This is a genomic window from Nordella sp. HKS 07, assembly GCF_011046735.1.
Lineage (GTDB): Bacteria > Pseudomonadota > Alphaproteobacteria > Rhizobiales > Aestuariivirgaceae > Taklimakanibacter.
Genome location: NZ_CP049258.1, coordinates 3,479,178 through 3,503,940, shown reverse-complemented (window position 1 = coordinate 3,503,940; position 24,763 = coordinate 3,479,178). Strand labels below are relative to the sequence as shown.

Annotated in this window: 28 protein-coding genes and 1 pseudogene; 17 read left to right on the top strand and 12 right to left on the bottom strand. The window is 63.9% G+C overall.

Translation table 11 applies throughout. From position 1 onward, the window contains the following. Window positions 1-5: 5 nt before the first annotated feature. Genes G5V57_RS16445 through coxB form a run of 3 tightly spaced genes read right to left on the bottom strand, consistent with a single transcriptional unit; the run spans window position 6 to window position 3,588 of the window. Complete coding sequence (locus G5V57_RS16445; RefSeq protein ID WP_165168682.1) at window positions 6-956, bottom strand: heme o synthase; 951 nt, start codon at window positions 954-956, stop codon at window positions 6-8. A 53-nt stretch (window positions 957-1,009) separates the two neighbouring features. After that, on the bottom strand, window positions 1,010-2,659 hold the full coding sequence (gene ctaD, locus G5V57_RS16440) for a cytochrome c oxidase subunit I (protein WP_165168681.1): 1,650 nt from the start codon (window positions 2,657-2,659) through the stop codon (window positions 1,010-1,012). 41 nt (window positions 2,660-2,700) lie between these two features. Next, complete coding sequence (gene coxB, locus G5V57_RS16435) at window positions 2,701-3,588, bottom strand: cytochrome c oxidase subunit II (protein ID WP_165168680.1); 888 nt, start codon at window positions 3,586-3,588, stop codon at window positions 2,701-2,703. 276 nt (window positions 3,589-3,864) lie between these two features. Between coxB and G5V57_RS16430 the strand changes: the two genes are divergently transcribed. Beyond that, on the top strand, window positions 3,865-4,512 hold the full coding sequence (locus G5V57_RS16430) for an invasion associated locus B family protein (protein WP_165168679.1): 648 nt from the start codon (window positions 3,865-3,867) through the stop codon (window positions 4,510-4,512). A 17-nt stretch (window positions 4,513-4,529) separates the two neighbouring features. Beyond that, the gene (tldD, locus tag G5V57_RS16425; RefSeq protein ID WP_165168678.1) at window positions 4,530-5,942 is read left to right on the top strand and encodes a metalloprotease TldD; all 1,413 of its coding nucleotides are present in this window, start codon (window positions 4,530-4,532) and stop codon (window positions 5,940-5,942) included. Between the two features lie 80 nt (window positions 5,943-6,022). On the opposite strand, the gene G5V57_RS16420 is transcribed toward tldD, so the two are convergent. From G5V57_RS16420 to G5V57_RS16410, 3 genes are read right to left on the bottom strand one after another with little or no spacing between them, the layout of a single operon-like run. Continuing rightward, a complete protein-coding gene (locus tag G5V57_RS16420) occupies window positions 6,023-6,277 on the bottom strand; it encodes a Txe/YoeB family addiction module toxin (RefSeq protein ID WP_165168677.1) in 255 nt (84 codons plus the stop codon). Further along, a complete protein-coding gene (locus G5V57_RS16415; protein WP_165168676.1) occupies window positions 6,274-6,528 on the bottom strand; it encodes a type II toxin-antitoxin system Phd/YefM family antitoxin in 255 nt (84 codons plus the stop codon). The genes G5V57_RS16420 and G5V57_RS16415 overlap by 4 nt, the downstream gene beginning before the upstream one ends. Window positions 6,529-6,542: 14 nt before the next feature. Continuing rightward, window positions 6,543-7,733: an aminotransferase class V-fold PLP-dependent enzyme gene (locus G5V57_RS16410; RefSeq protein WP_165168675.1), complete on the bottom strand. Its 1,191-nt coding sequence runs from the start codon at window positions 7,731-7,733 to the stop codon at window positions 6,543-6,545. Between the two features lie 150 nt (window positions 7,734-7,883). On the opposite strand from G5V57_RS16410, the gene G5V57_RS16405 reads away from it, so the two are divergent. Genes G5V57_RS16405 through G5V57_RS16390 form a run of 4 tightly spaced genes read left to right on the top strand, consistent with a single transcriptional unit; the run spans window position 7,884 to window position 11,439 of the window. Then, window positions 7,884-8,501, top strand: coding sequence for an HAD family phosphatase (locus G5V57_RS16405; protein ID WP_165168674.1), 618 nt, complete (start codon window positions 7,884-7,886; stop codon window positions 8,499-8,501). After that, the gene (locus G5V57_RS16400) at window positions 8,498-9,844 is read left to right on the top strand and encodes an MATE family efflux transporter (RefSeq protein ID WP_165168673.1); all 1,347 of its coding nucleotides are present in this window, start codon (window positions 8,498-8,500) and stop codon (window positions 9,842-9,844) included. The genes G5V57_RS16405 and G5V57_RS16400 overlap by 4 nt, the downstream gene beginning before the upstream one ends. Window positions 9,845-9,865: 21 nt before the next feature. After that, complete coding sequence (locus G5V57_RS16395; RefSeq protein WP_165168672.1) at window positions 9,866-10,519, top strand: DUF937 domain-containing protein; 654 nt, start codon at window positions 9,866-9,868, stop codon at window positions 10,517-10,519. A 20-nt stretch (window positions 10,520-10,539) separates the two neighbouring features. Next, the gene (locus tag G5V57_RS16390; RefSeq protein ID WP_165168671.1) at window positions 10,540-11,439 is read left to right on the top strand and encodes a DUF937 domain-containing protein; all 900 of its coding nucleotides are present in this window, start codon (window positions 10,540-10,542) and stop codon (window positions 11,437-11,439) included. 66 nt (window positions 11,440-11,505) lie between these two features. Here G5V57_RS16390 and G5V57_RS16385 read toward each other — a convergent pair whose 3' ends face one another. Further along, a complete protein-coding gene (locus G5V57_RS16385; protein WP_165168670.1) occupies window positions 11,506-11,784 on the bottom strand; it encodes a DUF1127 domain-containing protein in 279 nt (92 codons plus the stop codon). Between the two features lie 165 nt (window positions 11,785-11,949). On the opposite strand from G5V57_RS16385, the gene G5V57_RS16380 reads away from it, so the two are divergent. From G5V57_RS16380 to G5V57_RS16375, 3 genes and pseudogenes are all read left to right on the top strand, one after another. After that, on the top strand, window positions 11,950-12,831 hold the full coding sequence (locus G5V57_RS16380) for a LysR substrate-binding domain-containing protein (RefSeq protein ID WP_165168669.1): 882 nt from the start codon (window positions 11,950-11,952) through the stop codon (window positions 12,829-12,831). 91 nt (window positions 12,832-12,922) lie between these two features. Beyond that, a pseudogene (locus G5V57_RS35260) lies at window positions 12,923-13,012 on the top strand (hypothetical protein); the annotation flags it as partial. 49 nt (window positions 13,013-13,061) lie between these two features. Then, a complete protein-coding gene (locus G5V57_RS16375; protein ID WP_371744802.1) occupies window positions 13,062-13,913 on the top strand; it encodes an NAD(P)H-dependent flavin oxidoreductase in 852 nt (283 codons plus the stop codon). Here G5V57_RS16375 and G5V57_RS16370 read toward each other — a convergent pair whose 3' ends face one another. After that, entirely contained in the window at window positions 13,914-15,299 is a 1,386-nt protein-coding gene (locus G5V57_RS16370) for a glutamate--cysteine ligase (RefSeq protein WP_371744826.1), read from the bottom strand. It abuts the gene before it with no gap. 87 nt (window positions 15,300-15,386) lie between these two features. Then, entirely contained in the window at window positions 15,387-16,115 is a 729-nt protein-coding gene (locus G5V57_RS16365) for a 16S rRNA (uracil(1498)-N(3))-methyltransferase (protein WP_165168667.1), read from the bottom strand. Window positions 16,116-16,195: 80 nt separating this feature from the next. On the opposite strand from G5V57_RS16365, the gene ubiA reads away from it, so the two are divergent. Genes ubiA through G5V57_RS16340 form a run of 5 tightly spaced genes read left to right on the top strand, consistent with a single transcriptional unit; the run spans window position 16,196 to window position 20,273 of the window. Beyond that, on the top strand, window positions 16,196-17,116 hold the full coding sequence (ubiA, locus tag G5V57_RS16360) for a 4-hydroxybenzoate octaprenyltransferase (RefSeq protein WP_165168666.1): 921 nt from the start codon (window positions 16,196-16,198) through the stop codon (window positions 17,114-17,116). Then, window positions 17,113-18,450 (top strand): TldD/PmbA family protein, encoded by a 1,338-nt coding sequence (locus G5V57_RS16355; protein WP_165168665.1) that lies wholly within the window; start codon window positions 17,113-17,115, stop codon window positions 18,448-18,450. Before ubiA ends, G5V57_RS16355 begins: the two co-directional genes overlap by 4 nt. Next, entirely contained in the window at window positions 18,437-19,201 is a 765-nt protein-coding gene (locus tag G5V57_RS16350) for a 3'(2'),5'-bisphosphate nucleotidase CysQ (protein ID WP_165168664.1), read from the top strand. The genes G5V57_RS16355 and G5V57_RS16350 overlap by 14 nt, the downstream gene beginning before the upstream one ends. Then, window positions 19,198-19,461 carry a DUF4170 domain-containing protein gene (locus G5V57_RS16345; RefSeq protein ID WP_165168663.1) on the top strand — a complete coding sequence of 88 codons (264 nt, stop codon included), beginning with the start codon at window positions 19,198-19,200 and terminating at the stop codon, window positions 19,459-19,461. The genes G5V57_RS16350 and G5V57_RS16345 overlap by 4 nt, the downstream gene beginning before the upstream one ends. Window positions 19,462-19,466: 5 nt before the next feature. Continuing rightward, window positions 19,467-20,273, top strand: coding sequence for an alpha/beta fold hydrolase (locus G5V57_RS16340; protein ID WP_165168662.1), 807 nt, complete (start codon window positions 19,467-19,469; stop codon window positions 20,271-20,273). On the opposite strand, the gene G5V57_RS16335 is transcribed toward G5V57_RS16340, so the two are convergent. Further along, complete coding sequence (locus G5V57_RS16335) at window positions 20,234-21,454, bottom strand: MFS transporter (RefSeq protein ID WP_165168661.1); 1,221 nt, start codon at window positions 21,452-21,454, stop codon at window positions 20,234-20,236. The genes G5V57_RS16340 and G5V57_RS16335 overlap by 40 nt on opposite strands. Before the next feature lie 107 nt (window positions 21,455-21,561). Between G5V57_RS16335 and G5V57_RS16330 the strand changes: the two genes are divergently transcribed. The 3 genes from G5V57_RS16330 to G5V57_RS16320 are packed head-to-tail and all read left to right on the top strand — an operon-like array spanning window position 21,562 to window position 23,309. Next, window positions 21,562-22,137, top strand: coding sequence for a pyridoxamine 5'-phosphate oxidase family protein (locus tag G5V57_RS16330; protein WP_165168660.1), 576 nt, complete (start codon window positions 21,562-21,564; stop codon window positions 22,135-22,137). Continuing rightward, on the top strand, window positions 22,134-23,042 hold the full coding sequence (locus tag G5V57_RS16325) for a LysR family transcriptional regulator (protein ID WP_165168659.1): 909 nt from the start codon (window positions 22,134-22,136) through the stop codon (window positions 23,040-23,042). The genes G5V57_RS16330 and G5V57_RS16325 overlap by 4 nt, the downstream gene beginning before the upstream one ends. A gap of 30 nt (window positions 23,043-23,072) precedes the next feature. Beyond that, window positions 23,073-23,309: a hypothetical protein gene (locus tag G5V57_RS16320; protein WP_165168658.1), complete on the top strand. Its 237-nt coding sequence runs from the start codon at window positions 23,073-23,075 to the stop codon at window positions 23,307-23,309. A gap of 15 nt (window positions 23,310-23,324) precedes the next feature. Here G5V57_RS16320 and G5V57_RS16315 read toward each other — a convergent pair whose 3' ends face one another. After that, window positions 23,325-23,687 (bottom strand): hypothetical protein, encoded by a 363-nt coding sequence (locus tag G5V57_RS16315; protein ID WP_165168657.1) that lies wholly within the window; start codon window positions 23,685-23,687, stop codon window positions 23,325-23,327. Between the two features lie 57 nt (window positions 23,688-23,744). Beyond that, a complete protein-coding gene (locus G5V57_RS16310; protein WP_165168656.1) occupies window positions 23,745-24,752 on the bottom strand; it encodes a bifunctional riboflavin kinase/FAD synthetase in 1,008 nt (335 codons plus the stop codon). Between the last annotated feature and the right edge of the window lie 11 nt (window positions 24,753-24,763).

The window sequence follows — 24,763 nt, the reverse complement described above, 5'->3', positions numbered from 1 at the left end:
AGGGCTCATCCGATGACCGGAGCGAAAGATGCCACGCCGAGAATGCGTTCGGCGATGACAAGGGCGAAGAGTGCGAAGAGGTAAAGGATCGAGAAGCCGAACAGCCGGCGGCAGGCGCGGCGCGCGGGATCGCCCTCGCGCAACCGGTAGACGTCGATCGCATGCCAGATGAACGCAAGGCCGAGGATCGCCGTCACCGCCGTATAGAGCAGGCCGGTGGTGCCGAGGAGCGCGGGCAGAAAGGTGATCGGCACGAGGATGAGGCTGTAGAGCAGTATCTGCTTGCGCGTCTCAGCTGCGCCCGCGACATTCGGCATCATCGGCACGCCGGCGCGCGCATAGTCACCCTCGCGGAATAGCGCCAGCGCCCAGAAGTGCGGCGGCGTCCACATGAAGATGATGAGGAACAACGCGATCGAGGCGAGCGACACCGAGCCCGTGGCGGCGGCCCAGCCGATCATCGGCGGGAAAGCGCCGGCAGCCCCGCCAATGACGATATTCTGCGGCGTCGAGCGCTTGAGCCACATCGTATAGATGACGGCATAGAAGAAGATGGTGAAAGCGAGGAGTGCGGCCGCGACAATGTTCACGAGTAGCCCGAGAACGAGAACCGAGCCAATCGCCAAAGCGAGTCCGAAACCCAACGCCTCGCCCGGCAGGATGGCGCCCCGCGGCACCGGGCGGTTGGCGGTGCGCGCCATGAGCGCGTCGATATCGGCGTCATACCACATATTGAGGGCGCCCGAGGCGCCGGCGCCGACTGCGATGGCGAGCAATGCCACAAGCGCCAGCCAGGGATGGATGTCGCCAGGCGCGGCGACAAGTCCCGCCAAAGCGGTGAAGATGACGAGCGACATCACGCGCGGCTTGAGCAAGGCCCAATAGTCGCGGACCGTGCCCTGGCCGCCGAGAGTGGCGGCGCTCTTGTCGGAGATGTCGGCGTGAATATCGCTCATTCCTGACCTTCAATCAGCCGAGGCCGCTCGGGAGCGGCCTCGACTTGACGTCGTTACCGGATGACCGGAAGGGTGCTGAACTGATGGAAGGGCGGCGGCGACGACAGGGTCCATTCGAGCGTCGTGGCGCCCTCACCCCACGGATTGTCCGCAGCCTTTTGCTTCTTCGCATAGGCCTGGAACACGCCATAGAGGAAGATCAGCACGGAGAAGGCCGAGATATAGGAGCCGATCGAAGACACCCAGTTCCAGCCGGCATAGACTTCCGGATAGTCGATGTAGCGACGGGGCATGCCAGCGAGACCGAGGAAGTGCTGCGGGAAGAAGATCAGGTTCACGCCGATGAACTGGATCCAGAAATGCGCCTTGCCGATGCTCTCGGAGTACATGTAGCCGGTCATCTTCGGGAACCAGTAGTACCACGCACCGAAGATGGCGAAGACCGCACCGAGGGAGAGCACATAGTGGAAGTGCGCCACGACATAGTAAGTGTCGTGCAGCGAGCGGTCGGCACCGGCATTGGCGAGAACCACCCCGGTGACGCCGCCAACGGTAAACAGGAAGATGAAGCCGATCGCCCACAGCATGGGGGTGCGGAACTCGATCGAGCCGCCCCACATGGTGGCGATCCACGAGAAGATCTTAACGCCGGTCGGCACCGCGATGATCATCGTGGCGGCGACGAAATAGGCCTGCGTGTCGGCGTCCATGCCGACCGTGTACATATGGTGGGCCCACACGACGAAGCCGACGACGCCGATCGCGACCATGGCATAGGCCATGCCGAGATAGCCAAAGACAGGCTTGCGCGAGAAGGTCGAGACGATCTGACTGACGATGCCGAAGCCCGGAAGAATGAGGATGTACACTTCCGGATGGCCGAAGAACCAGAACAGATGCTGGAACAGCACCGGGTCGCCGCCCTTGGACGGCACGAAAAAGGAGGTGCCGAAATTACGGTCGGTGAGCAGCATGGTGATGGCGCCGGCCAGAACCGGCAGCGCCAGCAGAAGCAGGAACACCGTCACCAGGATCGACCAGACGAAGAGCGGCATCTTGTGCAGCGTCATGCCGGGCGCGCGCATGTTGAAGATCGTGGTGATGAAGTTGATGGCGCCAAGAATGGAGGACGCGCCGGCGATATGGAGCGCCAGAATGGCGAAATCCATCGCCGGTCCCGGCTGACCAGTCGTCGAGAGCGGCGGGTAGATCGTCCAGCCGCCGCCGACGCCATGGGCGCCCGCCGGGCCTTCGACGAACATCGAGATGAGCAGGAGCGCCAGTGCCGGCGGCAGGAGCCAGAAGGACACGTTGTTCATGCGCGGGAAGGCCATGTCCGGCGCGCCGATCATCAACGGCACGAACCAGTTGCCATAGCCACCGATCATCGCCGGCATGACCATGAAGAAGATCATGAGCAGGCCGTGCGCGGTGACGAACACATTGAACATGTGCTTGCCGGCGTCGATCGAGGCATCGGCCTCGCCGCCATAGACCATGGCCGCCAAGCCGTGGAAGATCTGGATCCCGGGCTGCTGGAGCTCGATGCGCATCAGGATCGAAAGGATACCGCCGATCACGCCGGCGAAGATCGCGAACCACAGATACATCGTGCCGATGTCCTTGTGGTTCGTCGAATAGACATAACGGCGCCATCCAGTGGGATGGCCGTGATCATCATGAGCGGTTGCGGCATGTGCCATGTTCGTAAACCTTCAATGTACTGGCCTCGGCGGCCGTCCCCTTATTTCTGAGCCAGCCGGCCCTTGGCCTTGAGCAGCGCGAACAGATAACTACGCGCCTCGTCAGCTCCGGCCGTCTTGATCTTCTCGGCCCAGGCGTCGAAATCGGCCTGCGACACGACATGGACCTCGATCGGCATGAAGGCATGATCCTTGCCGCACAGCTCCGAACACTGTCCGTAGTAGACGCCTTCCTTGGTCGCCTTGAACCAGTCCTCGTTGAGACGGCCCGGAATGGCGTCGATCTTCATACCGAAGGCAGGGATGGTCCAGGCATGGATGATGCCTTCCGGATCCGACGTCACATGCAGGCGGACAGTCTTGTTGACCGGCACGACGACCGGAACGTCGGTGGAGAGCAGCCAGGTATCGGTCGGCTCGAGCTTGTCCTTGGCCTTGAGATAGGCGGTGAAGGACACCTTCGCCGAGCCGTCCTCATTGGTGCCGAGGTCGGGATACTCATAGGTCCAGTTCCACGACGGGTTGCCGATGACCTTGATGGTCATGTCGCCCTGGGGCATGTCGCGCTGGAGATAAAGAAGGCGGAAGGACGGGATGGCGATGACCACGAGAATGACGATCGGAATGACCGTCCACAGGACCTCGATCGTCGTATTGTGTGTGGTCTTGGACGGGACCGGGTTGGCCTTGGCGTTGAACTTGACCATCACATAGATGAGCAGGCCAAGAACGAAGAGCGTGATGACCGTGATGATCGGCAGCAGCAGAAAATTGTGAAACCAATGAATGAATTCAGCCACCGGCGTCACGCCCGGCTGCAGGCCCATCTGCCAGGGCACGGCATGACCGCTGCCGCCCTCGGCCAGAGCTGTTCCGGCGCTCAGTGCCAACGCAACCGTCGAGCCGGCCCAAAGTCTTGATAATCTCATTCCCGCCTCTTTCCTCATACCCATGCTGCTCCGCACAACTTGGCGCGAAGCTATCCTTGCCCGTTTTCTGGAACCAATTGTGAACCACATTCGCCAAGTTGCCGCAACAATACCCGGCGCGGCAAAACGTCGTGGCAGGGGACCACTTTGCCGCATCCGGAATTCCGCCTCATTTTTTGCGAACAAACACGTCCCGGCGCCGCTTTGGCGATTGTGCAAGACCCATGAGAGCGCTAAGAGCCGCCCCGCGAATCGAGACAGAACAAGGATAGCCCCGTGCCCTTCTCAACAAAATTGCTGCGCTGGCCCGCCTTGACGGTGGCCGCCCTGCTCGCGATTGCCCCAGCGCTGGCCCAGGAAGAACAGGCCCCGCCGAAGAACAATTTCGGCCCGCGCAATCAGCAAGGGCAGCAGGCGCAAGGTCAAGGTCAAGGTCAAGGCGGCGCGCGCGCCCAGCAGGGCCCGGCGCCCCAGATCATCGCCACCCATGGCGACTGGAAGATCCAGTGCACCGACGAGCCCAAGCAGGGCGGCGCTCAGGGCGAGACGGAACGCCAGTGCGGCATGATTCAGCTGGCGCGCAGCGAGAAGAACAACAAGGTCGGCCTCACCACGGTGTTCGTCCGCGGCAAGCAGAACGGCAAGGACGTCACCATGATGCGCATCATGGCCCCGATCGGCGTCTATCTGCCGACCGGTGTGGCGATGGAGATCGATGGTGGCGCGGTCGGCCGCATCCCCTTCATGCGCTGCCTGCCGCAGATCTGCGTGGCCTTCGGCGAGGCGGGAACCCAGACGCTCGACAAGTTCCGCAAGGGCACGGCCGCCAATTTCATCATTTATGAGGCGCCCGGCATCAGTATGCCGATCAAGATCTCGCTCAACGGCTTCGCCGCCGCCTATACGGCGCTCGGCAAGCTCTAGTTGCAGCCGCCTCGGCCATGATCTCGCTTCTCGACAAGTCAGGCATCGGCCGGGGCGAGGCCACAGATATTCTCTCCACCGCCCTCAAGGGGGCCGATGACGGCGAGGTCTTCGTCGAGCAGCGCCTCTCCGAACAGGCGGTGTTCGACGACGGCAGGCTCAAATCGGCGAGCTTCAACGAGGCGCAGGGCTTCGGCCTGCGCGTGGTGAGCGGGGAAACCCAGGGCTATTCCCATTCGACCGAGCTTTCGGCCGCCGCGATGAAGCGGGCGGCGGAGATCTGCCGCACCATCGTCGGAGGCCCGTCCTCGGCCGTCGCGGCAGCGCCCTCGCGCACGAATCGTGAACTCTATCCAGCCACGAACCCTTCCGATCATTTCGCCTTTGCCGACAAGGTGGCGCTCCTGCAGCGGGTCGACGATTTCGCCCGCAAAGCCGACCCGCGCATCAGGCAGGTGAGCATCTCGCTGTCGGGCGATTGGCAGGAAATCGAGATACTGCGCGCCGAAGGCCAGGTCTATCGCGACAGCCGGCCCCTGGTACGCTTCCAGGTGAGCGTGATGGCAAGCGACGGTACCGAGCGCGCCAGCGGCTCCCATGGTTTCGGCGGGCGCGGCCTCTATGGCGACTATCTGAGCGAAGCGGCCTGGCAGGATGCGGTCAGGGAAGCGGTCCGACAGTCGCTCGTCGGGCTCGAGGCAAAACCGGCGCCGGCGGGTGAGATGGATGTCGTGCTGGGGCCGGGCTGGCCGGGCATCCTGCTGCATGAAGCCATCGGCCACGGGCTCGAAGGCGATTTCAACCGCAAGAAGACCAGCGCGTTCGCCGGCCTGATGGGCGAACGGATCGCCGCCAAGGGCATCACCGTCGTCGATGACGGCACGGTGGCGCGCGCCCGCGGCTCGATCGCCATCGACGATGAAGGGACCCCCTCCTCCTCGACCACGCTGATCGAGGACGGCATTCTGGTCGGCTTTATGCAGGACCGGCTCAATGCCAGGCTCATGGGCATGAAGCCCACCGGCAACGGGCGCCGGCAGTCCTTCGCCCACAGCCCGATGCCGCGCATGACCAACACCTACATGCTCAATGGCGACAAGCATCCCGACGAGATCCTCGCCTCAGTGAAAAACGGCCTGTTCGCCAAATCCTTCGGCGGCGGCCAGGTCGACATCACCTCGGGCAAATTCGTCTTCTCCTGCACCGAAGCCTATCTGATCGAGAATGGCCGCATAACCACGCCGGTCAAGGGCGCGACGATCATCGGCAACGGCGCCGATGCCCTGAAACGCATCTCGATGGTCGGCAACGACATGGCGCTCGATCCCGGCATCGGCACCTGCGGCAAGCAGGGCCAGGGCGTGCCGGTCTGCGTCGGCCAGCCGAGCCTCAGGCTCGATCAGATCACCGTCGGCGGCACCGCGGCCTAAATACTTTTAGAAATTCAGGCGTTCGTTGATTTTGCGCATCGGCTTTTCCGAGAACCGCAGGCACTTCTCGGGCCGATGCTCTAATAGTGATAGCGGCACTGCGCGATCAGCAATCCGTCTTCACTGGGCCGATATACAAGACGATGTTCTTGCGTGATACGGCGCGACCACCAGCCGGATAGAGAGCCTCGCAGAGGTTCAGGCTTGCCGGTTCCCTTGAAAGGAGTGCGCGAACACTCCTTGATCAGCGCGTTGATGCGTTCGAGCAGTTTGCGGTCCTGCGTTTGCCAATGAAGGTAATCCTCCCAGGCTTGTTCGCTGAAGATCAGCTTCACTCGGCAAGCTTTCGTTCGGTTCCTTTGCCCGCTTCGAGCTCAGCAACAGCCTTCAAAAGCCGATCCGCATTGCGCGGGCTTTGCAGGAGATAGCGGCTCTCTTCATAAGAAGCGAAGTCCTCAAGCGAGATCAGCACAGCCGCAGGCTTGCCCCGATCGCGCGTGATGATCACCGGCTCATGATCTTCCGTGACGCTATCGAGGGTAGCCGCAAGATTTTGGCGCAGCTCGCTATAGGACTTGGTCTTCATGCCTTTCATTGTACTCATTTGCGTACAAATTGCAAGGAGGCAATTTCCCGGCAGAGCTCGATCAGCCGATCGACCTCCTCCTCGGTATTGTAATAATGCGGCGAGGCGCGGACCGTGTCGGCGAGCTTACGGTTCTCCGAATCGATGCGGGTGCTCTCGGGTTCGGACGCGCCAATCGTGATGCCCGCATCGAGCGCCTTCTTCACCACCTCACGCGCATCCATGCCGTCGACATTGAAGCTCACGATGGCGGACGGATCGCGGCCGAGATCGAGCATCGTCACGCCATCCAGCGCGGCAAGGCCCCGGCGCAGCAGGCCCGACAGCATCCGGCAGCGGGCTTCGATCTCAGGCATGCCGATGTCCAGGGCGTAATCGACAGCGGCACCGAGCCCCAGGCGCGCGGCATAGTTGTTCTCCCAATTCTCGAAGCGGCGCGCATCGGGGCGCAGCTCGTAGCGGTCACGCTCGACCCAGGGCGCTGCATAGTGGTCGATCACCGGCGGCTCCATCCGCTCGAGAAAGCCCTGGCGCACATAGAGGAAACCGGTGCCGCGCGGACCACGCAGAAACTTGCGCCCGGTGGCGGAAAGCATGTCGCATTGGAGATCCGCAACATCGACCACCATCTGCCCCACCGCCTGGCAAGCGTCGAGGAGATAAGGAATGCCATGCGCCCTGGCGATACGGCCGACGGCGGCGGCGGGATTGGCGAGGCCGCCATTGGTCGGAACCCAGGTGATGGCGATGAGCTTCACCCTCTTATCGATCATGCGTTCCAGCGCCTCGACATCGAGCTCGCCGGTCTCGTCGCTCGGGACCACATCGATGACGGCGCCGGTGCGCTTCGCCATCTGCAGGAAGGCGACATAGTTGGCGGCGTATTCGGCCTCGGCGGTGAGGATGCGGTCGCCGGGCGCGAAACTCAGCGAGTAGAAGGCCATCTGCCAGGCCACCGTCGCATTCTCGACGAGCGCTATTTCCGGCACCTCGGCATTGAGAAGCCGCGCCACTGAGGCGTAGACCGCCTCGCAACGGTCGATTTCGCGCCGGAAGGCGGCGTAACCGCCGATCTCGGCTTCGAGGTCGATATGATCCTTCAGCGCGGAGACGACCTGGCGCGGCATCAGCGCCGCCCCGGCATTATGCAAATAAGCACGCCGCGCCGTCGCCGGCGTATCGGCCCTGATCTGGCTCACATCCATCGCGTCACATTACTTTCCGATTGTTCAGGAGACACAAGACGGTCGGCGGGGATAAAAGGCAAGGCAAGCGCCGCTGTCAATTTGCCTTCACCCCGGTGTAGCATCCGGGACTGTGTCAGAATCAGAAAAAGGCGCGAATTGGCCCCAGAAATGAGCGTTGACATTGTCATTTTCGATCTCGATGACGTGCTCTGCCGGTACGATCTGGGCGCGCGGCTCAGGGCGCTCGCACGCCTTTCCGGCAAGACGCCGCGCGACATACGCGCCGCGCTGTGGGATTCAGGCTTCGAGGATGCGGCCGACTCGGGCACGTACCAGACGCCGGAAGAGTATCTTGCCGAATTCGCCAGCCGCCTCGGCCATCCGATCAGCCGCGACGAATGGATCGCGGCGCGGCGAGCTTCCATCCAGCCGTGGCCCGACATGCTGGCGCTGGTGCGGGAGATCGCCCGGCACAAGCGCGTGGCGCTCTACACCAATAACGGGCCGTTGATGAAGGACGGCATCGGCCAGGTCTTTCCCGAGGCCGTCCAGATCTTCGGAACGGACTGTTATTTCTCCTTCGAGCTCCTGACCAAGAAGCCCGATCCCGAAAGCTATCGCCGGCTTATGCAGCGCATCGGCATAGACGCAGGCAACGCCTGGTTCACCGACGACAAGAAATCCAATGTCGAAGGGGCCCGGCTGGCCGGCCTCAGGGCGCATCATTTCATCTCCCGCCCGGCGCTCGAGCGGAAGGTCCGCGAACTCGGCCTCCTCACGGCATGAGCTCGGCTCTGACAAGCGAAGCCCGCTTCGTGACGGGCTCGACCATGCGGCATGTCGTGGTGATGACCTTCACCGGCGCGCTCGGCCTCATGTCGATGTTCCTGGTCGATCTCGCCGATCTTTTCTATCTCAGCCTTCTCGGCAAGACCGAAATCACGGCGGCGATCGGCTATGCCGGCACCGTCGTCTTCACCAATCTGTCGCTGTGCATCGGTACCGGAATCGCCGCCGCCGTGCTGGTGGCACGCAATCTCGGCGCCAAACGGCCCGAGCGGGCGCGGGAGTTCGCCACCAGCTGCTTCATGTATTCCTGCATCCTGTCGGCGGTCTTTTCCGGCGTGATCGCGCTGGCGGCCGACTGGCTGCTGCGCCTGCTCGGCGCCGAAGGCGAGGCCCTCCATCTCGCCAAGCAGTTCATCTGGATCGCCTCGCCCGGTTTCGTGGTGCTGGCCGGAGGCATCGCCTGCTCCTTCACGCTGAGGGGGCTCGGCGATGCTCGGCGCGCCATGTATGTGACGCTCGTCGTCGCCATCGTCATCGCCATCCTCGATCCGATCTTCATCTTCGGGCTAGGTTGGGGAATCCAGGGCGCCGCGCTCGCCGGCGTCATCGCCGATCTGTGCTCGCTCGCGGTGGGTTTCCACAGCGTCCACCGCGTCCATAATTTCTTCGCGCCGCCGAGCTGGGCAAGGCTTCGCGCCGATCTGCGCGAGATTTCAGAGATCGCTGTCCCCGCCATGCTGACGCAGCTCGCCACACCTTTCGCCAATGCCTATGCGACGCGCGCGGTGGCGCCCTTCGGCAATGAAGCGGTGGCGGCGGCGGCGATCATCGGGCGCATCATTCCGGTCGCCTTCGGCATCATCTTCTCACTCTCGGGCTCGGTCGGCCCGATCATCGGCCAGAATTACGGCGCGCGCGCCTATGACCGGGTGCGGCGCACGCTGACGGACGGGCTGATCTTCGCCACCATCTACACACTCGTCGCCGCGGCACTCCTCTACGTCTTCCGTCACGATGTCGCCGAGCTGTTCCGCGCCAGTGGCCGCACCATCGATCTGGTGGTGTTCTTCTGCAGTTTCATCGCCGCGAGCTGGGCCTTCACCGGTGCGCAGTTCGTCGCCAGCGCCGCCTTCAACAATCTCGGACATCCCAACACGTCGACCGTGTTCAACTGGGCCAAGGCAACGATCGGCACAATTCCCTTCGCGCTCTATGGCGCGCATGTCGCCGGGCCTGAGGGCGTGATGGTCGGCGTCGCTCTCGGCTCGATCATCTTCGGTGTTGCCTCCGTGGCCTGGGCCTATAGGATCGTGGCGAAGGTCGCACAGCAGAAGGCGTGACATAGGTTTGACATGAGTTTGATGGAGATTTTGCGCGCCGCCCAAGGCGGACGGTTCGTCGCCAATGCCGGCGTTGCGGCGGGCGTCGATGAGACTGCGGCGGCAGCGGTGCTCAGCCGGATGGGCCCCGCCATCGCCGCGCAATTGCGCAAGCGCGCCGAGGACCCGCAGGCGTTCGAGGCACTTCTCGACCTGCTTGAGGATGGCGACGGCGATGCGTTTCTCGATGATTCAAATTTTATGGATGATCCGGAACTGATCAAGGACGGCAAGGCTGTGCTCACCGATATCTTCGGATCGGCGAAGGCCGCGCGCAGCGCGCTCGCCATCGAGGCGCGCGACGACGCCATGATGAAGCTCGCGGCCATCGCAGCGAGCGCCGTTCTCGCTGTGCTGGCGCGCCAATATGCGCGCCCGCAGATGCAAGGGCTCATGGGCGCGCAGCGCGCGTCGAGCAATGGCAGTGAGCAAGGCGGAATTTTATCGACCATCGTCGAAGCGGTGATCAAAGGCGTGGTGCAGGAGACGACGCGTCAGCTCGCGCCGAAAAAGCGGCGGCGGCGCACGACGAGCGTCTTCGGCACCCGCACCAGACGCAGGACGCGCAAAAGGCGCAACACCACCCCCTCGCTCGATCAGATCTTCGGCGAGATTATCGGAGCAATCCGGCGTTAACCAGGAGAAGGAGGCAGATCATGGATATTGCAGACATCGGCAGGCAATTCGGCCTCAACGAAGCACAAACGCGCGCCGCCTTCGAGCAGCTGGCGCCCGTCGTCGCCGCCGGAATCCGGCGCAACAACCAGTCGGATGACGGGCTCGCCGGCCTGCTCAAGGCCCTGCAGGCAGGCAGCCACAGCCAATATGCCGACGACCCCTCGGCGCTCCAGCATGATCAGGTTGCCGATGACGGCAATGCCATATTGGGCCATGTCTTCGGTTCGAAGGATGTGAGCCGCGGCGTCGCCAACCAGGCGGCCGATCTCTCCGGCGTCAGTTCGGCCGTGCTCAAGAAGATGCTGCCGGTCATCGCCGCCATCGTCATGGGCCAGCTCGCCAAGGGCATGTTCGGCGGCCGGACCGCATCCGCCGATACACCGGCATCCGCCCCCGGCGGCCAAGGCGGCGGCCTCGGTGATATCCTGGGCAGCATATTGGGTGGCGCGGCCGGCCAGGGCCAGGCGGCCCCGAGTGGCGGCTCGGGCGGCGGCGGCCTGGGAGATATTCTGGGGAGCATCTTGGGCGGCGCAGCCGGCCAGAGCGGGACGGCACCCAGCGGCGGCTCGGGTGGCGGCGGCCTGGGCGATATTCTGGGCGACATACTGGGCGGTGCGGCCGGCCAAAGCGGGGCGGCTCCCGGAGGTGGTCCGGCAGCCGACAGATCGCCAACGCAAACGGGCGGACCAGGGGGCGTGAGCCTTGACGACCTGCTCCGCCAGATGATGGGCGGCGGCCAGGACGGCGGCGGCTACAATCAGGACATCACGCAGCGCAGCCGCAAGCGGCTCGACGATGTGCTGGGCGGCGGTACCTCGACCGGCAATGCCGCTGACGATTTACTCAATTCCGTGGAACGGATGACAAGAGGGCGATAGCCGGCATCCTAATCGGCAGGCGGTTCAGGAGTGGAAGCCGCCTGCCAGTCATTCAGGGGCGTGAGATCAGTAGGCGCCCCAGCCCGGGCGACGGCGGGCCTGATGGCGTTCGCGCAGCACCGAGCGGTCCTCCAGGGCTTTGCCGGGGTCGGTGGTGATGGGAAGCTTTGCCGCCCATTCTAGATCGTCACGCCTGACACCGATATCCGCCAGCATGAAGTCGTCGAACTCGGTGAGCTGGCTCACTTCCTTGCGCGCCTTCCAATTGTGGAAGAGCCTGGAGAATAGCGAACGGTTGCCGATCCGGTCCTCGAAAATCGCGCGGTTCAGGGCATAGTCTCTCATGACACGATCCTCCGTTGCGCCAGGAGATCATTTCCCTGGCGGGCCAGCCACCCGAAAGCGGCTCTAGCGGTTCATCTGAATGTCCTTAATGTGCGCTTCCGATATTGATAAATCCAACGAATATGTCTTATAGTATCCATCAACAGTTTTGATGGACATGCGACCATGATTCCCAATCTCGATGTCGATCTGTTGAAGACATTCCTGGCCATTGCCGACACCGGCAATTTCACCCGCGCCGCCGAGGAAGTGCACAAGACACAGTCAGCCGTTTCCATGCAGATGAAGCGGCTCGAGGAGCTGGTCGGCCGGCCGCTCTTCACCCGCGACGGACGGCAGAGCCGGTTCACCGCCGATGGCGAGCGCCTCATCGAATATGCCAGGCGCATCGTAAATCTGAACGACGAGGCGGTGGCCGCTTTCACCAAGCCCGAGATCACCGGCACGCTGCGCTTCGGCACGCCTGACGATTATGCCGACCGCTTTCTGCCTGAGATCCTCGCCCGCTTCTCGCGCACCCATCCCTTGGTGACCGTCAATGTCGACTGCGCCATGAGCCCCGTCCTGTTCGAGCGTGCCCGCCATGGCGAGCTCGATCTGTCGCTCGTCACCGCCTGCTCGGAAATCATCGCCGATGAGATCGTGCGCACCGAGAACCTGGTCTGGGTGACCTCGCAGCGTCACAGTGTGCATATGCTCGACACCTTGCCCGTAGCACTGTCGCATACGGGCTGCGAATGGCGGGCGCTGACCATCGGCGCGCTTGAGCGCCAGGGGCGCAAATACCGCATCGCCTATTCGAGCCCCAATTCCAATGCGGTGAATGCCGCCGTGCTGGCCGGGCTCGCGGTCGGCGCCATACCGGAAATCTGCCTGCGCCCCGGCATGCGGCTTCTCACCGAGAAGGATGGATTTCCGAAGCTCAACCAATTCCGCATCGGCATCGTGCACCGGCCGGGCCGCCGGAGCTCCGCCGCCGAAGCGCTTGGCCGCCATATCTCGGAAAGCATCTCCAACATGCCGCGCCAGCTGATGGCGGCGGAATAGCGATGCATGCGTGCTCCCGAAAAGTTGCATGACTTTCCGTAAAGACTCCAGCGCATACTGATCTTCCCCGTTGCAAGGAGATCACAAGATCATGGCCATCACCACGGCGCTGACCAGGTTGCTCGGCATCATTCATCCGATCATTCTGGCGCCGATGGGTGGCGTCGCTGGCGGCAGACTCGCCGCAGCGGTCAGCCAGGCCGGCGGCTTCGGCATGATCGGCGGCGGCTATGGCAATCCGAAAGCCGGCTATGGCGGCGCCGCGTGGATGGACGAGCAGTTCCGCGCCGCCGGCAATGCGCGGATCGGTGTCGGCTACATCACCTGGTCGCTGCAGCAATTTCCCGAGCTCTTCGACCAGGCATTGGAGCGCGATCCCAAGGTCTTCGGCCTCGCTTTCGGTGACGAGATGCACTTCGCGCCGCGCATCAAGGCGGCGGGCGTCAAGCTCCTTTGCCAGGTGCAGGATCTCGACGGCGCCAAGCGGGCGCTTCGATGCCGGCGCCGACATCATCGTGGCGCAAGGTACGGAAGCCGGCGGCCATGGCAAAGCCGGGCGCACGACGCTCACCCTCACCCCGGCGGTGGTGGATATCGCGGGCAGTGTGCCGGTGGTCGCGGCGGGCGGACTTTCGGACGGGCGCGGTCTCGCGGCGGCGCTGATGCTCGGCGCTTCCGGCATATTGGTCGGCACGCGCTTCTGGGCAACGCCGGAAGCGCTCGGCAGCGACAAGGTGAAACATCTCCTGACGCAAGCGCGCAGTGACGACACGCTACGCACCCGCGTCTTCGACATCGTGCGCGAACTGCCCTGGCCCGACGGCTATACGGGGCGCGCCCTCGTCAATGACTTTTCGCGCAAATGGCATGGGAATGAGAGCGAGCTCGAAAAGAGTCTGCCGCGCGAAACCGAGGCCTATTGGACGGCGGCGCGCGCCGGCGACACCAGCACCTCCGTCGTCTTCGCCGGCGAGGGCCTCGATCTCATCCGTGACATCAAGCCTGCCGGCAACATTGTGCGCGCGATTTCGGCTGAAGCCGAGGACCTGCTCAAAACAAGGCCGGGCGTCCAGATCACCTGATCAGTAGGCAAAATCCCTGAAGACCCGCTTCACATCGTGGTTCCAGCTCGTGTCATAGAGCTGCAGCAGATCCTCGGCGCGGGTGCGGCCTGAAGCGGCGATCTCATCGAGATCGTCGAGGAAGCGCGTTTCGGTTTTGCCTTTGCAGCCGACGATGCGGCGCTCACCCAGGCCCTGGCGCGACAGCGCCAGCATGTCCTTGGCGATGTCCTGCACCGTGCGGCCCCTGATGGTGGCCTGCAGCGCCTCGCGCGGCACGGCCTCGCGCAATTTCTGGCGGTCCTCGGCCGACCAGTCCTTCACCAGCTCCCAGGCACCGTCGAGCGCCGTCTGATCATAGAAGATGCCGACCCACAGCGCCGGCAAGGCGCAGAGCGTGCGCCAGGGACCGGTATCGGCGCCGCGCATCTCGAGGAATTTCTTGAGGCGCACTTCCGGGAAGATGGTGGTCAGATGATCCGACCAGTCCTGGAGCGTCGGACGCACGCCCGGCAATTGCGGCAACTTGCCTTCGATGAAGGCGCGGAAACTCTCACCCGCGGTGTTGTGATAGTGGCCGTCGCGATGGACGAAATACATCGGCACGTCGAGCGCATAATCGACATAGCGCTCATAGCCCATGCCGGCCTCGAAGGCGAAAGGAAGCATGCCGGAACGGTCGGGATCGGTATCGAGCCAGACGGCGGAACGGAAGCTCTTATAGCCGTTGGGCCTTCCCTCCGTGAACGGAGAATTGGCGAAGAGCGCGGTTGCCACCGGCTGCAGCGCCAGCGAGACGCGCAGCTTCTGCACCATATCGGCTTCGGATGAGAAATCGAGATTGACCTGCACCGTCGAGGTGCGGAACATCATGTCGCGGCCAAGCTTGCCCTTCTTGTCCATATAGGGCGCCATGATGTTGTAGCGGCCCTTGGGCATGACCGGCGTTTCGGCCCTTGTCCACAAGGGTGAGGCACCAAGGCCCAGAAAGCCAATGCCGAGGGCATCGCCCACCTCGCGCACCTGCGCCAGATGATTGTGGACCTCGTCGCAGGTCTCATGCACCGTGCTCAATGGCGCGCCGGACAATTCGAACTGGCCGCCGGGCTCGAGCGAGATCGACCCCAGGCCATGGGGATCGGCCAAAGCGATGATGTTGCCCGCCTCATAGACGCCGGTCCAGCCGAAGCGGGCTTTCAGTCCCTGCAGCAGCGCCTTGATCGAGCGCGGACCGTCATAGGGGACGGGCCCCAGCGTGTCGGTCAGGAAAGGAAATTTCTCGTGCTCCGTGCCGATACGCCATTGCGCCTCGGGCTTTTCGCCCTTGGCTATATAGTCGATCAGCTGGCGCTTGCCGGTGATGAGGGCGCGCGCCTCCGGTGTGTCAGGTGTGGGTCCGCTCACGATCTGGTCCTTTGCTGTCCTAAAGCGGGGTTTAGGCGGCAGGCCTCCTTCCGACAAGTCAAAGATTGTGATGGGCGCCCCCGCGAATAATCATGAATGCCAGTCGCCGAGGACGGCCTGGACAAGCGCCAGAGCGGCGGTGCCGGCGGTGTCCGCCCGCATGATCCGGGGACCCAGTGAAATGACGGTGACGAAAGGCAGGCGGTGGAGCCCCTCCCGTTCCTCGGCCGTGAAGCCGCCTTCCGGGCCGATGAGGAGTGCCGCCGGCAGCTTCAGCCCCTTGAGCAGCGCGATCGTATCGGCGCCGTCCGAGCGCTCGTCACAATAGATCAAGGCACGCTCCGCCGGCCAGGCGGCGAGCAGCTTGCCGAGCTTTTCCGGCTCCTCGACGTCCGGCACATAGACCAGATTGCATTGTTCGGCCGCCTCCACCGCATTGGCCCTCATGCGGTCGAGATTGACGCGGTCGACGATCGTGCGCGCGGTAAAGACCGGACGCAGGCGGCGGGCGCCGAGTTCGGTCGCCTTCTGCACCACATAGTCGAGGCGCGCATGCTTGAGCGGCGCGAAGATGAAATCGATATCGGGCGGCGGGACGGCGTCGGCGAGCTTCCTCTCGCAGATGACGCTCATGCCTTTGCGCGTGACGGCGCCGACATAGGCCAGAAACTCGCCATCCCCCGCATTGAACAGCCGCACCGGATCGCCGGGCTTGAGGCGCATGACGTCGCGCAGGTAATGCGACTGGTCCTGCGCCAGTTGATGTTCGGCGTTCTCGGCGAGTTTCAGGGCGACATGGAGGCGCGGCGTGTCTCTCATGCTTTCGTCCTAGCCTCCCGCCGCCGCTGCGCGCAATGGGCCTATTTGCGCTCCGTGGCCTCCCGGGCTAACACAGCCCCATGACCGATCACGTCGCCGACGCGCCGCCCGACAACTGGGTCGACCGCTACATGCCGCAGGCCTGGCGCCCCTATGCGCGGCTCATGCGGCTCGACCGGGCGATCGGCTCGTGGCTGCTGCTGCTCCCCTGCTGGTGGGGCCTGATCCTGGCGCAGATCGCACAGGGCGGCGGGGTGCCCAATATCTGGTATGCGCTGCTGTTCCTCATCGGCGCCCTGATCATGCGCGGCGCCGGCTGCACGCTCAACGATCTCGCCGACCGCGACTTCGACGCCAAGGTCGCGCGCACCCGCTCGCGGCCCATCCCCTCGGGTCAGGTGAGCGTCAAGGCGGCCGTCGTCTTCCTCATCCTGCAATGCCTGGCGGGCCTCGTCATCCTTCTGCAGTTCAACTGGCCGACAGTTCTGATCGGCGCAGCCTCGCTCGCGATCGTCGCCATCTATCCCTTCATGAAACGCTTCACCTATTGGCCGCAGGTGTTTCTGGGCCTCGCCTTCAACTGGGGCGCGCTCGTCGGCTGGAGCTCGATTCACGGGAATCTCTCCTGGCCCGCTTTGCTCCTCTATCTCGGCGGCATCGCCTGGACGCTCGCCTATGACACGATCTATGCGCATCAGGACAAGGAGGACGACGTCCTGATCGGGGTGAAGTCGACCGCGCTCAAATTCGGCGCGTCCTCGGTCTATTGGATAGCGGGATTCTTCATCCTGGCGCTCGTCCTGATCGATGCGGGCCTCTGGCTTGCGCGAGCCGGGCTTCTCGCCCATATGGGGGTGGTCGCAGCGGCGGTCCATGCCGCCTGGCAGATCGCCAAGCTCGATATCGACGATCCGCAGAACTGCCGGAAGCTGTTCTGGTCCAATCGTTATTTCGGGCTGCTGCTCCTTCTAGGCCTCCTTCTCGACACGCTCACCAGATGACCAAAGATCTCGCTACCCTTGCCCAGACCGCGCTTGCGCGCGCGAAGCACTTCGGCGCCAGCGCCGCCGATGCGATCGTCATCGACGGCCGCAGCCTCGATGTCGCGGTGCGCGAAGGCGCCATCGAAAATCTCGAACAATCGGAAGCGATCGAAGTGGGCCTCCGGGTCTTTGTCGGCCAGTCCTCGGCCGCCATCGCCACGAGCAAGATCGACTCAGGCGGCATCGAGCGCATCGCTGAGCAGGCGGTCGCCATGGCCAAGGCCGCTCCCGCCGATCCCTATTCCGGCATCGCCACGCCCGATCAGGTGGCGCGCGACTGGGCCGCGCTCGACATGGCGGGTGAGACGCTGCTCGACGCGCAAGCCCTGCGCGACATGGCGCTCAGCGCCGAGAGGCATGCGCTGGACGTCAGGGGTGTCAGCAAATCGGGCGGCGCCGGCGCGTCCTCATATGAGCGCCGCGTCATGCTCGCCGCCTCCAACGGCTTCGCCGGCGGCTATCGGCGCACCGGCCTTTCCCTCAGCGCGACCGCGATCGCCGGCGAGGCGACGGCGATGGAACGCGACTATGATTTCTCCTCGGTGATCCACCCTCAGGATCTGCGCAAGCCCGAGGATATCGGCCGCGAAGCCGGGCTTCGGGCGGTGCGCCGTCTCAATCCGCGCAAGGTCAAGTCACAGGCCGTGCCGGTCATCTATGACAGCCGCATCGCATCGAGCCTCGTCAGCCACTTCCTTTCCGCCATCATGGGCTCGGCAATCGCGCGCGGGACGAGCTTCCTGCGCGAGAAACTCGGCGAGCAGGTCTTTGGCAGCGACATCAGGATCGTCGACGATCCCTTGCGTCCGCGTGGCCTCGCCTCGCGCCCGTTCGACGCCGAAGGCATCGCGACCAGGCCCCTGCCGCTCATCGAGGCGGGCGTGCTGAAGAGCTGGATCCTCGATCTGGGCTCGGCGCGGCAGCTGGGGCTTGAGAGCACCGGCCACGCCGCACGCGGCCTCGCCGGCCCGCCGGGCCCGTCTTCATCCAATGTCACCTTGAGCCCCGGCGCCGCATCGCTCGACGAGATGATCAAGTCGATCGGCACCGGCTTCTACGTGACCGAGCTCATCGGCCATGGACCCAATATCGTCACCGGTGACTACAGCCGCGGCGCCTCCGGCTTGTGGATCGAGAACGGGGAGATCGCCTATCCGGTGAGCGAAGTGACGCTGGCCGGCAAGCTCGCCGACATATTCCGCAATCTGACGCCGGCGAGTGATCTTACCTATCGCGCGGCGATCAATGCCCCTTCCTGCCGCGTCGAAGGAATGACCCTTGGCGGACGCTGATCTTCTCCACGTCGCCGTGCGCGACGCTGGCCTGCTCGCCCGTTCCCTGTTCCGCAAAGTCAAAAGCTGGACGAAGAGCGATGGCTCGCCCGTAACCGAGGCCGATCTCGCCGTCGACAAGGCGCTGAAGGAACGGCTTCATGGGGAGCGGCCTGATTATGGCTGGCTTTCGGAAGAGACGCCCGACACGGCGGAACGTCTCGAGCGCCGGCAGGTATGGATCGCCGATCCGATCGACGGCACGCGCGCCTTTACCCATGGCGGCGATGAATGGTGTGTCGCCGTCGCACTCCTGACCGACGGGCGACCGACGCTGGCGGCCATCTACCGTCCGATGACCGACGACTTCTATGAAGCGGAGATCGGCAAGGGCGCGCGACTCAATGGCCATCCGCTCCATGTCGGCCAGACGGCAAGTCTCGCCGGAGCCCGCATCCTCGGCAATGCCTCGGCGCTCACACAGCTGCGGGCTCGCGCGCCGATCGAGGCAGTGGCAAGCGGCAACCTGCCGCTTGCCCTCAGGCTGGCTTTCGTTGCGCAAGGGAAGCTCGATGCGGCGCTGTCGACGACGGCCAAGCACGACTGGGACCTTGCGGCGGGCGACCTTCTGGTGCACGAAGCGGGAGGCATCGTCACCGGATTGAGCGGAAAGTCCTTTACCTATAACCGCACCGAGACGCGGCAAAACAGTTACGTGGCATCGTCGCCTCGCCTGCAGGCGGCCCTTCTGGAGCATCTTTCACCATCATGAGCAAGTCACCCAAGAAACAGCCGGAGCAACTTCTTCATCTGGTCTTCGGCGGCGAACTCACCGATCTCGACGGCATCACCTTCAAGGATGTGGCCGGCCTCGACATCGTCGGCATCTATCCCAATTTCGAGACGGCGCAGAAGGCCTGGCTCACCAAGGCCCGCGAGACGATCGACAATGCCCAGATGCGCTATTTCATCGTGCACCTGCACCGCCTGCTCGATCCCTCGACCGACACGACGGCAAAGAAGAAAAGCTGAATCGGTTGACGCATGACGACGACCTGACGCGCTTCGCGGAGGAGGGTGCCGATCCCCTGCCCGTTGCGGATGCGGAAGGCTTCGTCGATCATGAAGGCGCCCGGATCCGCTACGCATCCTACGGATCGGGTCCGACCGTTGTCCTTCTGCATGGCGGCCTCGGCCATAGCGGCAACTGGGGCCATCAGGTCCCCGCCCTTCTCGATGCGGGCTACCGTGTCCTCCTCATCGACAGCCGCGGCCATGGCCGGAGCACACGCGACGAGCGGCCCTATACTTACGAGCTCATGGCTTCTGACGTTGTCGCGGTCATGGACCGCCTAGCGATCGACAACGCGGCTTTCGTCGGCTGGAGCGATGGGGCCTGCATCGCGCTGGTCCTGGCCATGCGAGCGGCTTGGCGAGTCAGAGGCGTTTTGTTCTTCGGCTGCAACATGGATCCGAGCGGCACAAAGGAGATCGACGAAAACAATCCCCTCCTCCAGCGATGCTTCTCTCGCCACGCCAAGGACTATGCCCGCCTCTCGGGCACGCCCGACGCCTTCGGCGAATTCGTCGCCGCGGTCAGCCTGATGATGAAGACCGAACCCAATTACAGTCCCGACGATCTCGCGCGCATTGCGGTTCCGGTGACGATCGCGCACAGCGAGCATGACGAGTTCATCAAACGCGATCATGCCGACTATCTCGCGCGCAGCATACCCGGCGCCCAGTTTATCCTGCTTCCAGGCGTCAGTCATTTCGCGCCGCTGCAGCGACCTGCTCTGTTCAATCACGCGATACTCGATTTCCTCGCCCGCCTCACGGATTGATCCGCCGCCGGCGCCGGGCAAGCCGCGCGGCGCCCGCCGGCATCGAGCTTCAGTGCCAGAAGAGCGACGGCGAGACCCGACAGGGTGACGAAAGCGGCGGCCCAGGTGACGAAGTCGAGTCCCGGTCCGCGGTCGATGACGAGGCCACCCAGCCAGGCGCCGCCGGCATTGCCGAGATTGAAGGCGGCAATGTTGAAACTCGAGGCGAGGTTCTGGCCGGCGCCCTCGGCCTTCTCCAGCACCCACATCTGCAAGGGCGCAACGGTGGCAAAGGCCGCGGCGCCCAGAAGGAAGACAAAGAGGGCCGACGCGATGCGGTCATGGATGGCGAAGCTCATCAGCCCCAGCACGACCGTCAAGGTGACGAGACTGCCGATCAGCGCCGGGGTCAGCTTTCGGTCGGCGAGCTTGCCGCCGGCCAGATTGCCGATCAAAAGGCCGGCGCCGAAAGCCAGCATCAAAGGCGACACCGCGGCTTCGGAAAAGCCCGAGATGCGGGTGAGGATCGGCGCGATATAGGTGAAGACGGCGAAGACGCCGGCATAGCCGAGCACGGTCGTCAGGAGGCCGAGCAGCACTTGCGGGCGGCGGAGCACCACGAGATCGTCGCGGAGGCTCCCCTGTTGTGCCGGTGCCGCATCGCGCGGGACGAAGGCCCAGATCACCGCGAAAGCAGCGAAGCCGACTGCCGTCACCGCCCAGAAGGTCGAGCGCCACCCGAACATCTGGCCGAGCCAGGTGCCGAAGGGCACGCCCAGAATGGTGGCGACGGTCAGTCCGGTGAACATGATGGCGATAGCCGAGGCCTTCTTGTCCGGCGCGACGAGGCCCGTCGCCACGACCGAGCCGACGCCGAAGAAGGTGCCATGGGCGAACGCGGTGAGGACGCGCGCCGCCATCAAGGTCCCGTAGTCGGGCGCCAGAGCGGCGGCGGCATTCCCAAGGGTGAAGACGGCCATGAGCGCCAGGAGCACGCTCTTGCGCGGCCAGCGGCCGGTGGCCACGGTGAGGATGGGCGCGCCCAGCACCACACCCAGGGCATAGCCCGAAATGAGCAGGCCGGCGGCCGGGATGGAGACGCCGAGATCGCCCGCGACCTCGATCAGCAGACCCATGATGACGAATTCGGTGACGCCGATTCCGAACGCGCCGGCGGTGAGCGCATAAAGTGCAAGAGGCATGATCTGTCCCACAGTCCGGCCCAGATGCCGGATGTGGCCTAGATGGACGGCCTCGCATTCATGAACTAGGATGCATAAGGGAACAGGATTTGTGAGCTCAATTCATCATGGCGAAGCAGTTCGCGCGAATCGAAGACGCCCATCGGAATTTCATCTCCCGACAGCATATCTTCTTCACCGCCTCAGCGGCGGAAGGCACGCGCGTCAATGTCTCGCCGCGCTCGACCGAGGCGCTGCGGCTGCTCGACGACCACACGGCGATTTATCTCGACAGAACCGGCAGCGGCAACGAGACGGCGGCGCATCTCAAAGCCGATGGCCGGCTCACCATCATGTTCTGCGCCTTTGACGGCCCGCCGGTCATCCTGCGCTTCTATGGGCGCGGCCGCATGATCCGGCGCAACAGCGCCGAATATCTGAGTCTGCTCGCCGAACACTTTGGCGGCCAGGAGCCTTTGGGGGCGCGCCAGTTCATCCGTCTCGATATCGATCTCGTGCAGACCTCCTGCGGCTACGCGGTGCCACTCTATGACTACCGCGCCGAACGGCCCAATCTCGACCGCTGGGCGGAAGCGAAGGGCCAGGAGGGGCTCGAGGCCTATTGGCGCGAGAAGAACCTCACCAGCATGGACGGCCTTCCCACCGGGCTTCTAGATGAGACCGAGGACGAGATGGTGTCGTGAGCCGGCTCGACGTCAACCGCTCGGGCGAGATCGAGGTCTTCGTCCGCGTCGTCGACCTCGGCGACTTCTCCGCCGCCGCACGGGCCTTCAACATGACCCCGTCGGCGGTGAGCAAACTCGTGGCGCGTCTTGAAAGCCGGCTCGGCGTGCGCCTCATCAATCGCTCGACCCGCAAGCTCGAGCTCACCGCCGAAGGCGTGCTCTTCCATGAGCGGGGCTTACGCATCCTCGAGGACATCAACACTGCCGAACGTGAGGCGTCGGCCGGCGCCGAGCCGCAAGGGCGGCTGCGCGTCAACAGCAACGTGCCCTTCGGCCTGCATTACCTGCTGCCACTGCTGCCCCGTTTCCTCGCCGACCATCCCAAGATCAAGGTCGATGTGGCGCTCACCGACCGGGTGGTCGATCTCATCGAGGAGCGCGCCGATATCGCCATCCGCACCGGGCCCTTGCGCGAATCGAGCCTTATCGCGCGCAAGCTCGGCGACAGCCGGATGATGATCGTCGCTGCACCCGACTATCTGCGCCGACATGGAGAGCCTGAGACTCCGGCCGATCTTGAACAACACAATCAGCTTGGCTTCTGCTTCACCCGCCATGTCGAAGGCTGGCCTTTTGCCGATGGCGCGCGCGGGAAGACGACAATGGCGTTGACAGGCAATGCGCTGGTGAGCGACGGCGAGGCATTGCGGCAGCTGGCGTTGGAGGGATTGAGGCTCGCGCGCCTGTCGAGCTTTCACATCATGCCTGACATCGAGTCCGGCCGGCTCGTGCCGGTGCTGGAAACATACAATCCCGGCGACATCGAGACGATGTATGCGGTCTATGTCGGACAGGGTGGGCATCTGCCGGCGCGGGTGCGCGCGCTGCTCGACTATCTGGCGCAGACGGTGCGCTTTCCGTGAAGGCTCCTCATCAACGTAGTAACCCCTGATATGCTCGCCGATTTCATCCAGAGAATTGAATGCGCCTTCCGCGACGAGGCAACCCTTCCTTTCATCATGATGGGTCTTCTGGTTTTCGGAGCAATTGGCGTGGCGTTTGGGCATGGCCGGGCCTGGCAGCCCTTCAGCCGCAGAATTTTCGCCTTGCTCGGCATGGCGATCGGCGTCGTGTTGGGAGCGCTGTTCGCCTCACTTGTCTACGATGTCTGCGGGCCGTGGAGGCAATAGAGAACAGCCAGGACCTCAGCTGCGCCTCAGCCAGAGGCGCGGCTTGCCACGGTTGATATAGCCGTAAATGACGCTATTGCCGCTGCGAAACAGTTCTCCGCATTTCGTAGCGCTGATGATCGACGAGAATGTCAGGCAGATCCGGTCGTCGCCATCGCGCACGCGCTTGATTGTCCAGTGGCCGGTGGCGGATATGCCGGAGTAACGGCCTTTGACGGTTCCGTCGGCGGCGATCGAAAGCACAATCGGCGCGTCCTTATATGTGCCGGACCAATCGCCCGGCACGACCTGGCGAATTTCCCGCGCATCAAGCCTGTCCGCGAATGCCTGCGGAACCGCGAGAGCCGAGAACAGGAGAACGGCAAGAGCTCGCATCATCGTGGCAAAATGACAGCAGCCCCGATTGGTCGTCAAGCCGTTTGGCGCACACCCGCGTTAAAGCGTGCCGGCCTTCTGCGCCCGCGCCAGGGGAAAGGCAGAGAGCATGGCATTCGCTTCCGCGGCCTCGAGCCGGCGCTCGGCTTCGGCGCAGTCGAGCTTCATCTGCGCCACCAGATCGTCGATCGTGTCGAAGCGCCGGTCGGGACGGATGAGATCGATGAGCTCGACCATCATCGTGCGGCCATAGAGATCGCCGCTGAAGCCGAACAGGAAAACTTCAAGGAACGTCTTCTCGCTGGCGAAAGTGGGCCGGCGGCCGAAATAGCCCGCGCCCTTCCAGCGCGGAGCGCCATTGAGCGTGACGTCACGCACACGCATCGCATAGATTCCCTGGAACGGTTCCGATCCATCGGGCAGCACGATATTGATCGTCGGGAATCCGATGGTGCGGCCGCGTTGATCGCCATGCACCACCTCGCCCATCACCGTCCACCAATAGCCGAGCTGGCGGGCGGCCTCGCTCACATGGCCATGGCGCAGCGAGTCGCGGATGGCGCTCGAGGAGAAAGGCGCGAAACCATCGTCATCGGTCACCTGGTCGATCACCGTCACGCCGAAACCCAGTTGCCGACCGAGCTCGCGCATCGTCCCAGGCGTGCCCTTGCGGCCATGGCCGAAATGGAAATCATAGCCGGTGACGACATGGGCGACGCCGAGGCGCTCGCTCAATTCCTTGCGTACAAAATCCTCAGGGCTCATCGCCGCCAGCGCCGCATCGAAGGCTAGGACCGCGGTGAAGCTCGCGCCGAGCGCCGATACGAGGCGCGCCTTCAAGGGCATGGGGGTGAGACGGAATGCCGGCTCGGCGGGGCGGAAGAAGGTGCGCGGATGCGGCTCGAAAGTGAGCAGGCCCCAATGGGTGTTGCGACGACGGGCCTCGGCTTCGGCGGCGGCCAGCAACTGCTGGTGGCCGCGATGCACGCCGTCGAAATTGCCGATGGCGACGACGGCGCCGCGCAGGTCCTGGGGAAGCGACGCCCCGGCTTCAATGATCATGGTCATCAGTCGAGTTT

Bases quoted from the DNA above. Each gene is read 5' to 3' on its own strand.
- G5V57_RS16310 (WP_165168656.1), bottom strand. From the start codon at position 24,752: ATGACCATGATCATTGAAGCCGGGGCGTCGCTTCCCCAGGACCTGCGC.
- G5V57_RS16375 (WP_371744802.1), top strand. From the start codon at position 13,062: ATGGCAATCCGAAAGCCGGCTATGGCGGCGCCGCGTGGATGGACGAGC.
- G5V57_RS16355 (WP_165168665.1), top strand. From the start codon at position 17,113: ATGACCAAAGATCTCGCTACCCTTGCCCAGACCGCGCTTGCGCGCGCG.
- G5V57_RS16365 (WP_165168667.1), bottom strand. From the start codon at position 16,115: ATGAGAGACACGCCGCGCCTCCATGTCGCCCTGAAACTCGCCGAGAAC.
- G5V57_RS16330 (WP_165168660.1), top strand. From the start codon at position 21,562: ATGGCGAAGCAGTTCGCGCGAATCGAAGACGCCCATCGGAATTTCATC.
- G5V57_RS16345 (WP_165168663.1), top strand. From the start codon at position 19,198: ATGAGCAAGTCACCCAAGAAACAGCCGGAGCAACTTCTTCATCTGGTC.
- G5V57_RS16385 (WP_165168670.1), bottom strand. From the start codon at position 11,784: ATGAGAGACTATGCCCTGAACCGCGCGATTTTCGAGGACCGGATCGGC.
- G5V57_RS16320 (WP_165168658.1), top strand. From the start codon at position 23,073: ATGCTCGCCGATTTCATCCAGAGAATTGAATGCGCCTTCCGCGACGAG.
- G5V57_RS16415 (WP_165168676.1), bottom strand. From the start codon at position 6,528: ATGAAGACCAAGTCCTATAGCGAGCTGCGCCAAAATCTTGCGGCTACC.
- G5V57_RS16395 (WP_165168672.1), top strand. From the start codon at position 9,866: ATGGAGATTTTGCGCGCCGCCCAAGGCGGACGGTTCGTCGCCAATGCC.
- G5V57_RS16400 (WP_165168673.1), top strand. From the start codon at position 8,498: ATGAGCTCGGCTCTGACAAGCGAAGCCCGCTTCGTGACGGGCTCGACC.
- G5V57_RS16410 (WP_165168675.1), bottom strand. From the start codon at position 7,733: ATGGATGTGAGCCAGATCAGGGCCGATACGCCGGCGACGGCGCGGCGT.
- tldD (WP_165168678.1), top strand. From the start codon at position 4,530: ATGATCTCGCTTCTCGACAAGTCAGGCATCGGCCGGGGCGAGGCCACA.
- G5V57_RS16380 (WP_165168669.1), top strand. From the start codon at position 11,950: ATGATTCCCAATCTCGATGTCGATCTGTTGAAGACATTCCTGGCCATT.
- ubiA (WP_165168666.1), top strand. From the start codon at position 16,196: ATGACCGATCACGTCGCCGACGCGCCGCCCGACAACTGGGTCGACCGC.
- ctaD (WP_165168681.1), bottom strand. From the start codon at position 2,659: ATGGCACATGCCGCAACCGCTCATGATGATCACGGCCATCCCACTGGA.
- G5V57_RS16315 (WP_165168657.1), bottom strand. From the start codon at position 23,687: ATGATGCGAGCTCTTGCCGTTCTCCTGTTCTCGGCTCTCGCGGTTCCG.
- G5V57_RS16390 (WP_165168671.1), top strand. From the start codon at position 10,540: ATGGATATTGCAGACATCGGCAGGCAATTCGGCCTCAACGAAGCACAA.
- G5V57_RS16445 (WP_165168682.1), bottom strand. From the start codon at position 956: ATGAGCGATATTCACGCCGACATCTCCGACAAGAGCGCCGCCACTCTC.
- G5V57_RS16335 (WP_165168661.1), bottom strand. From the start codon at position 21,454: ATGCCTCTTGCACTTTATGCGCTCACCGCCGGCGCGTTCGGAATCGGC.
- coxB (WP_165168680.1), bottom strand. From the start codon at position 3,588: ATGAGATTATCAAGACTTTGGGCCGGCTCGACGGTTGCGTTGGCACTG.
- G5V57_RS16405 (WP_165168674.1), top strand. From the start codon at position 7,884: ATGAGCGTTGACATTGTCATTTTCGATCTCGATGACGTGCTCTGCCGG.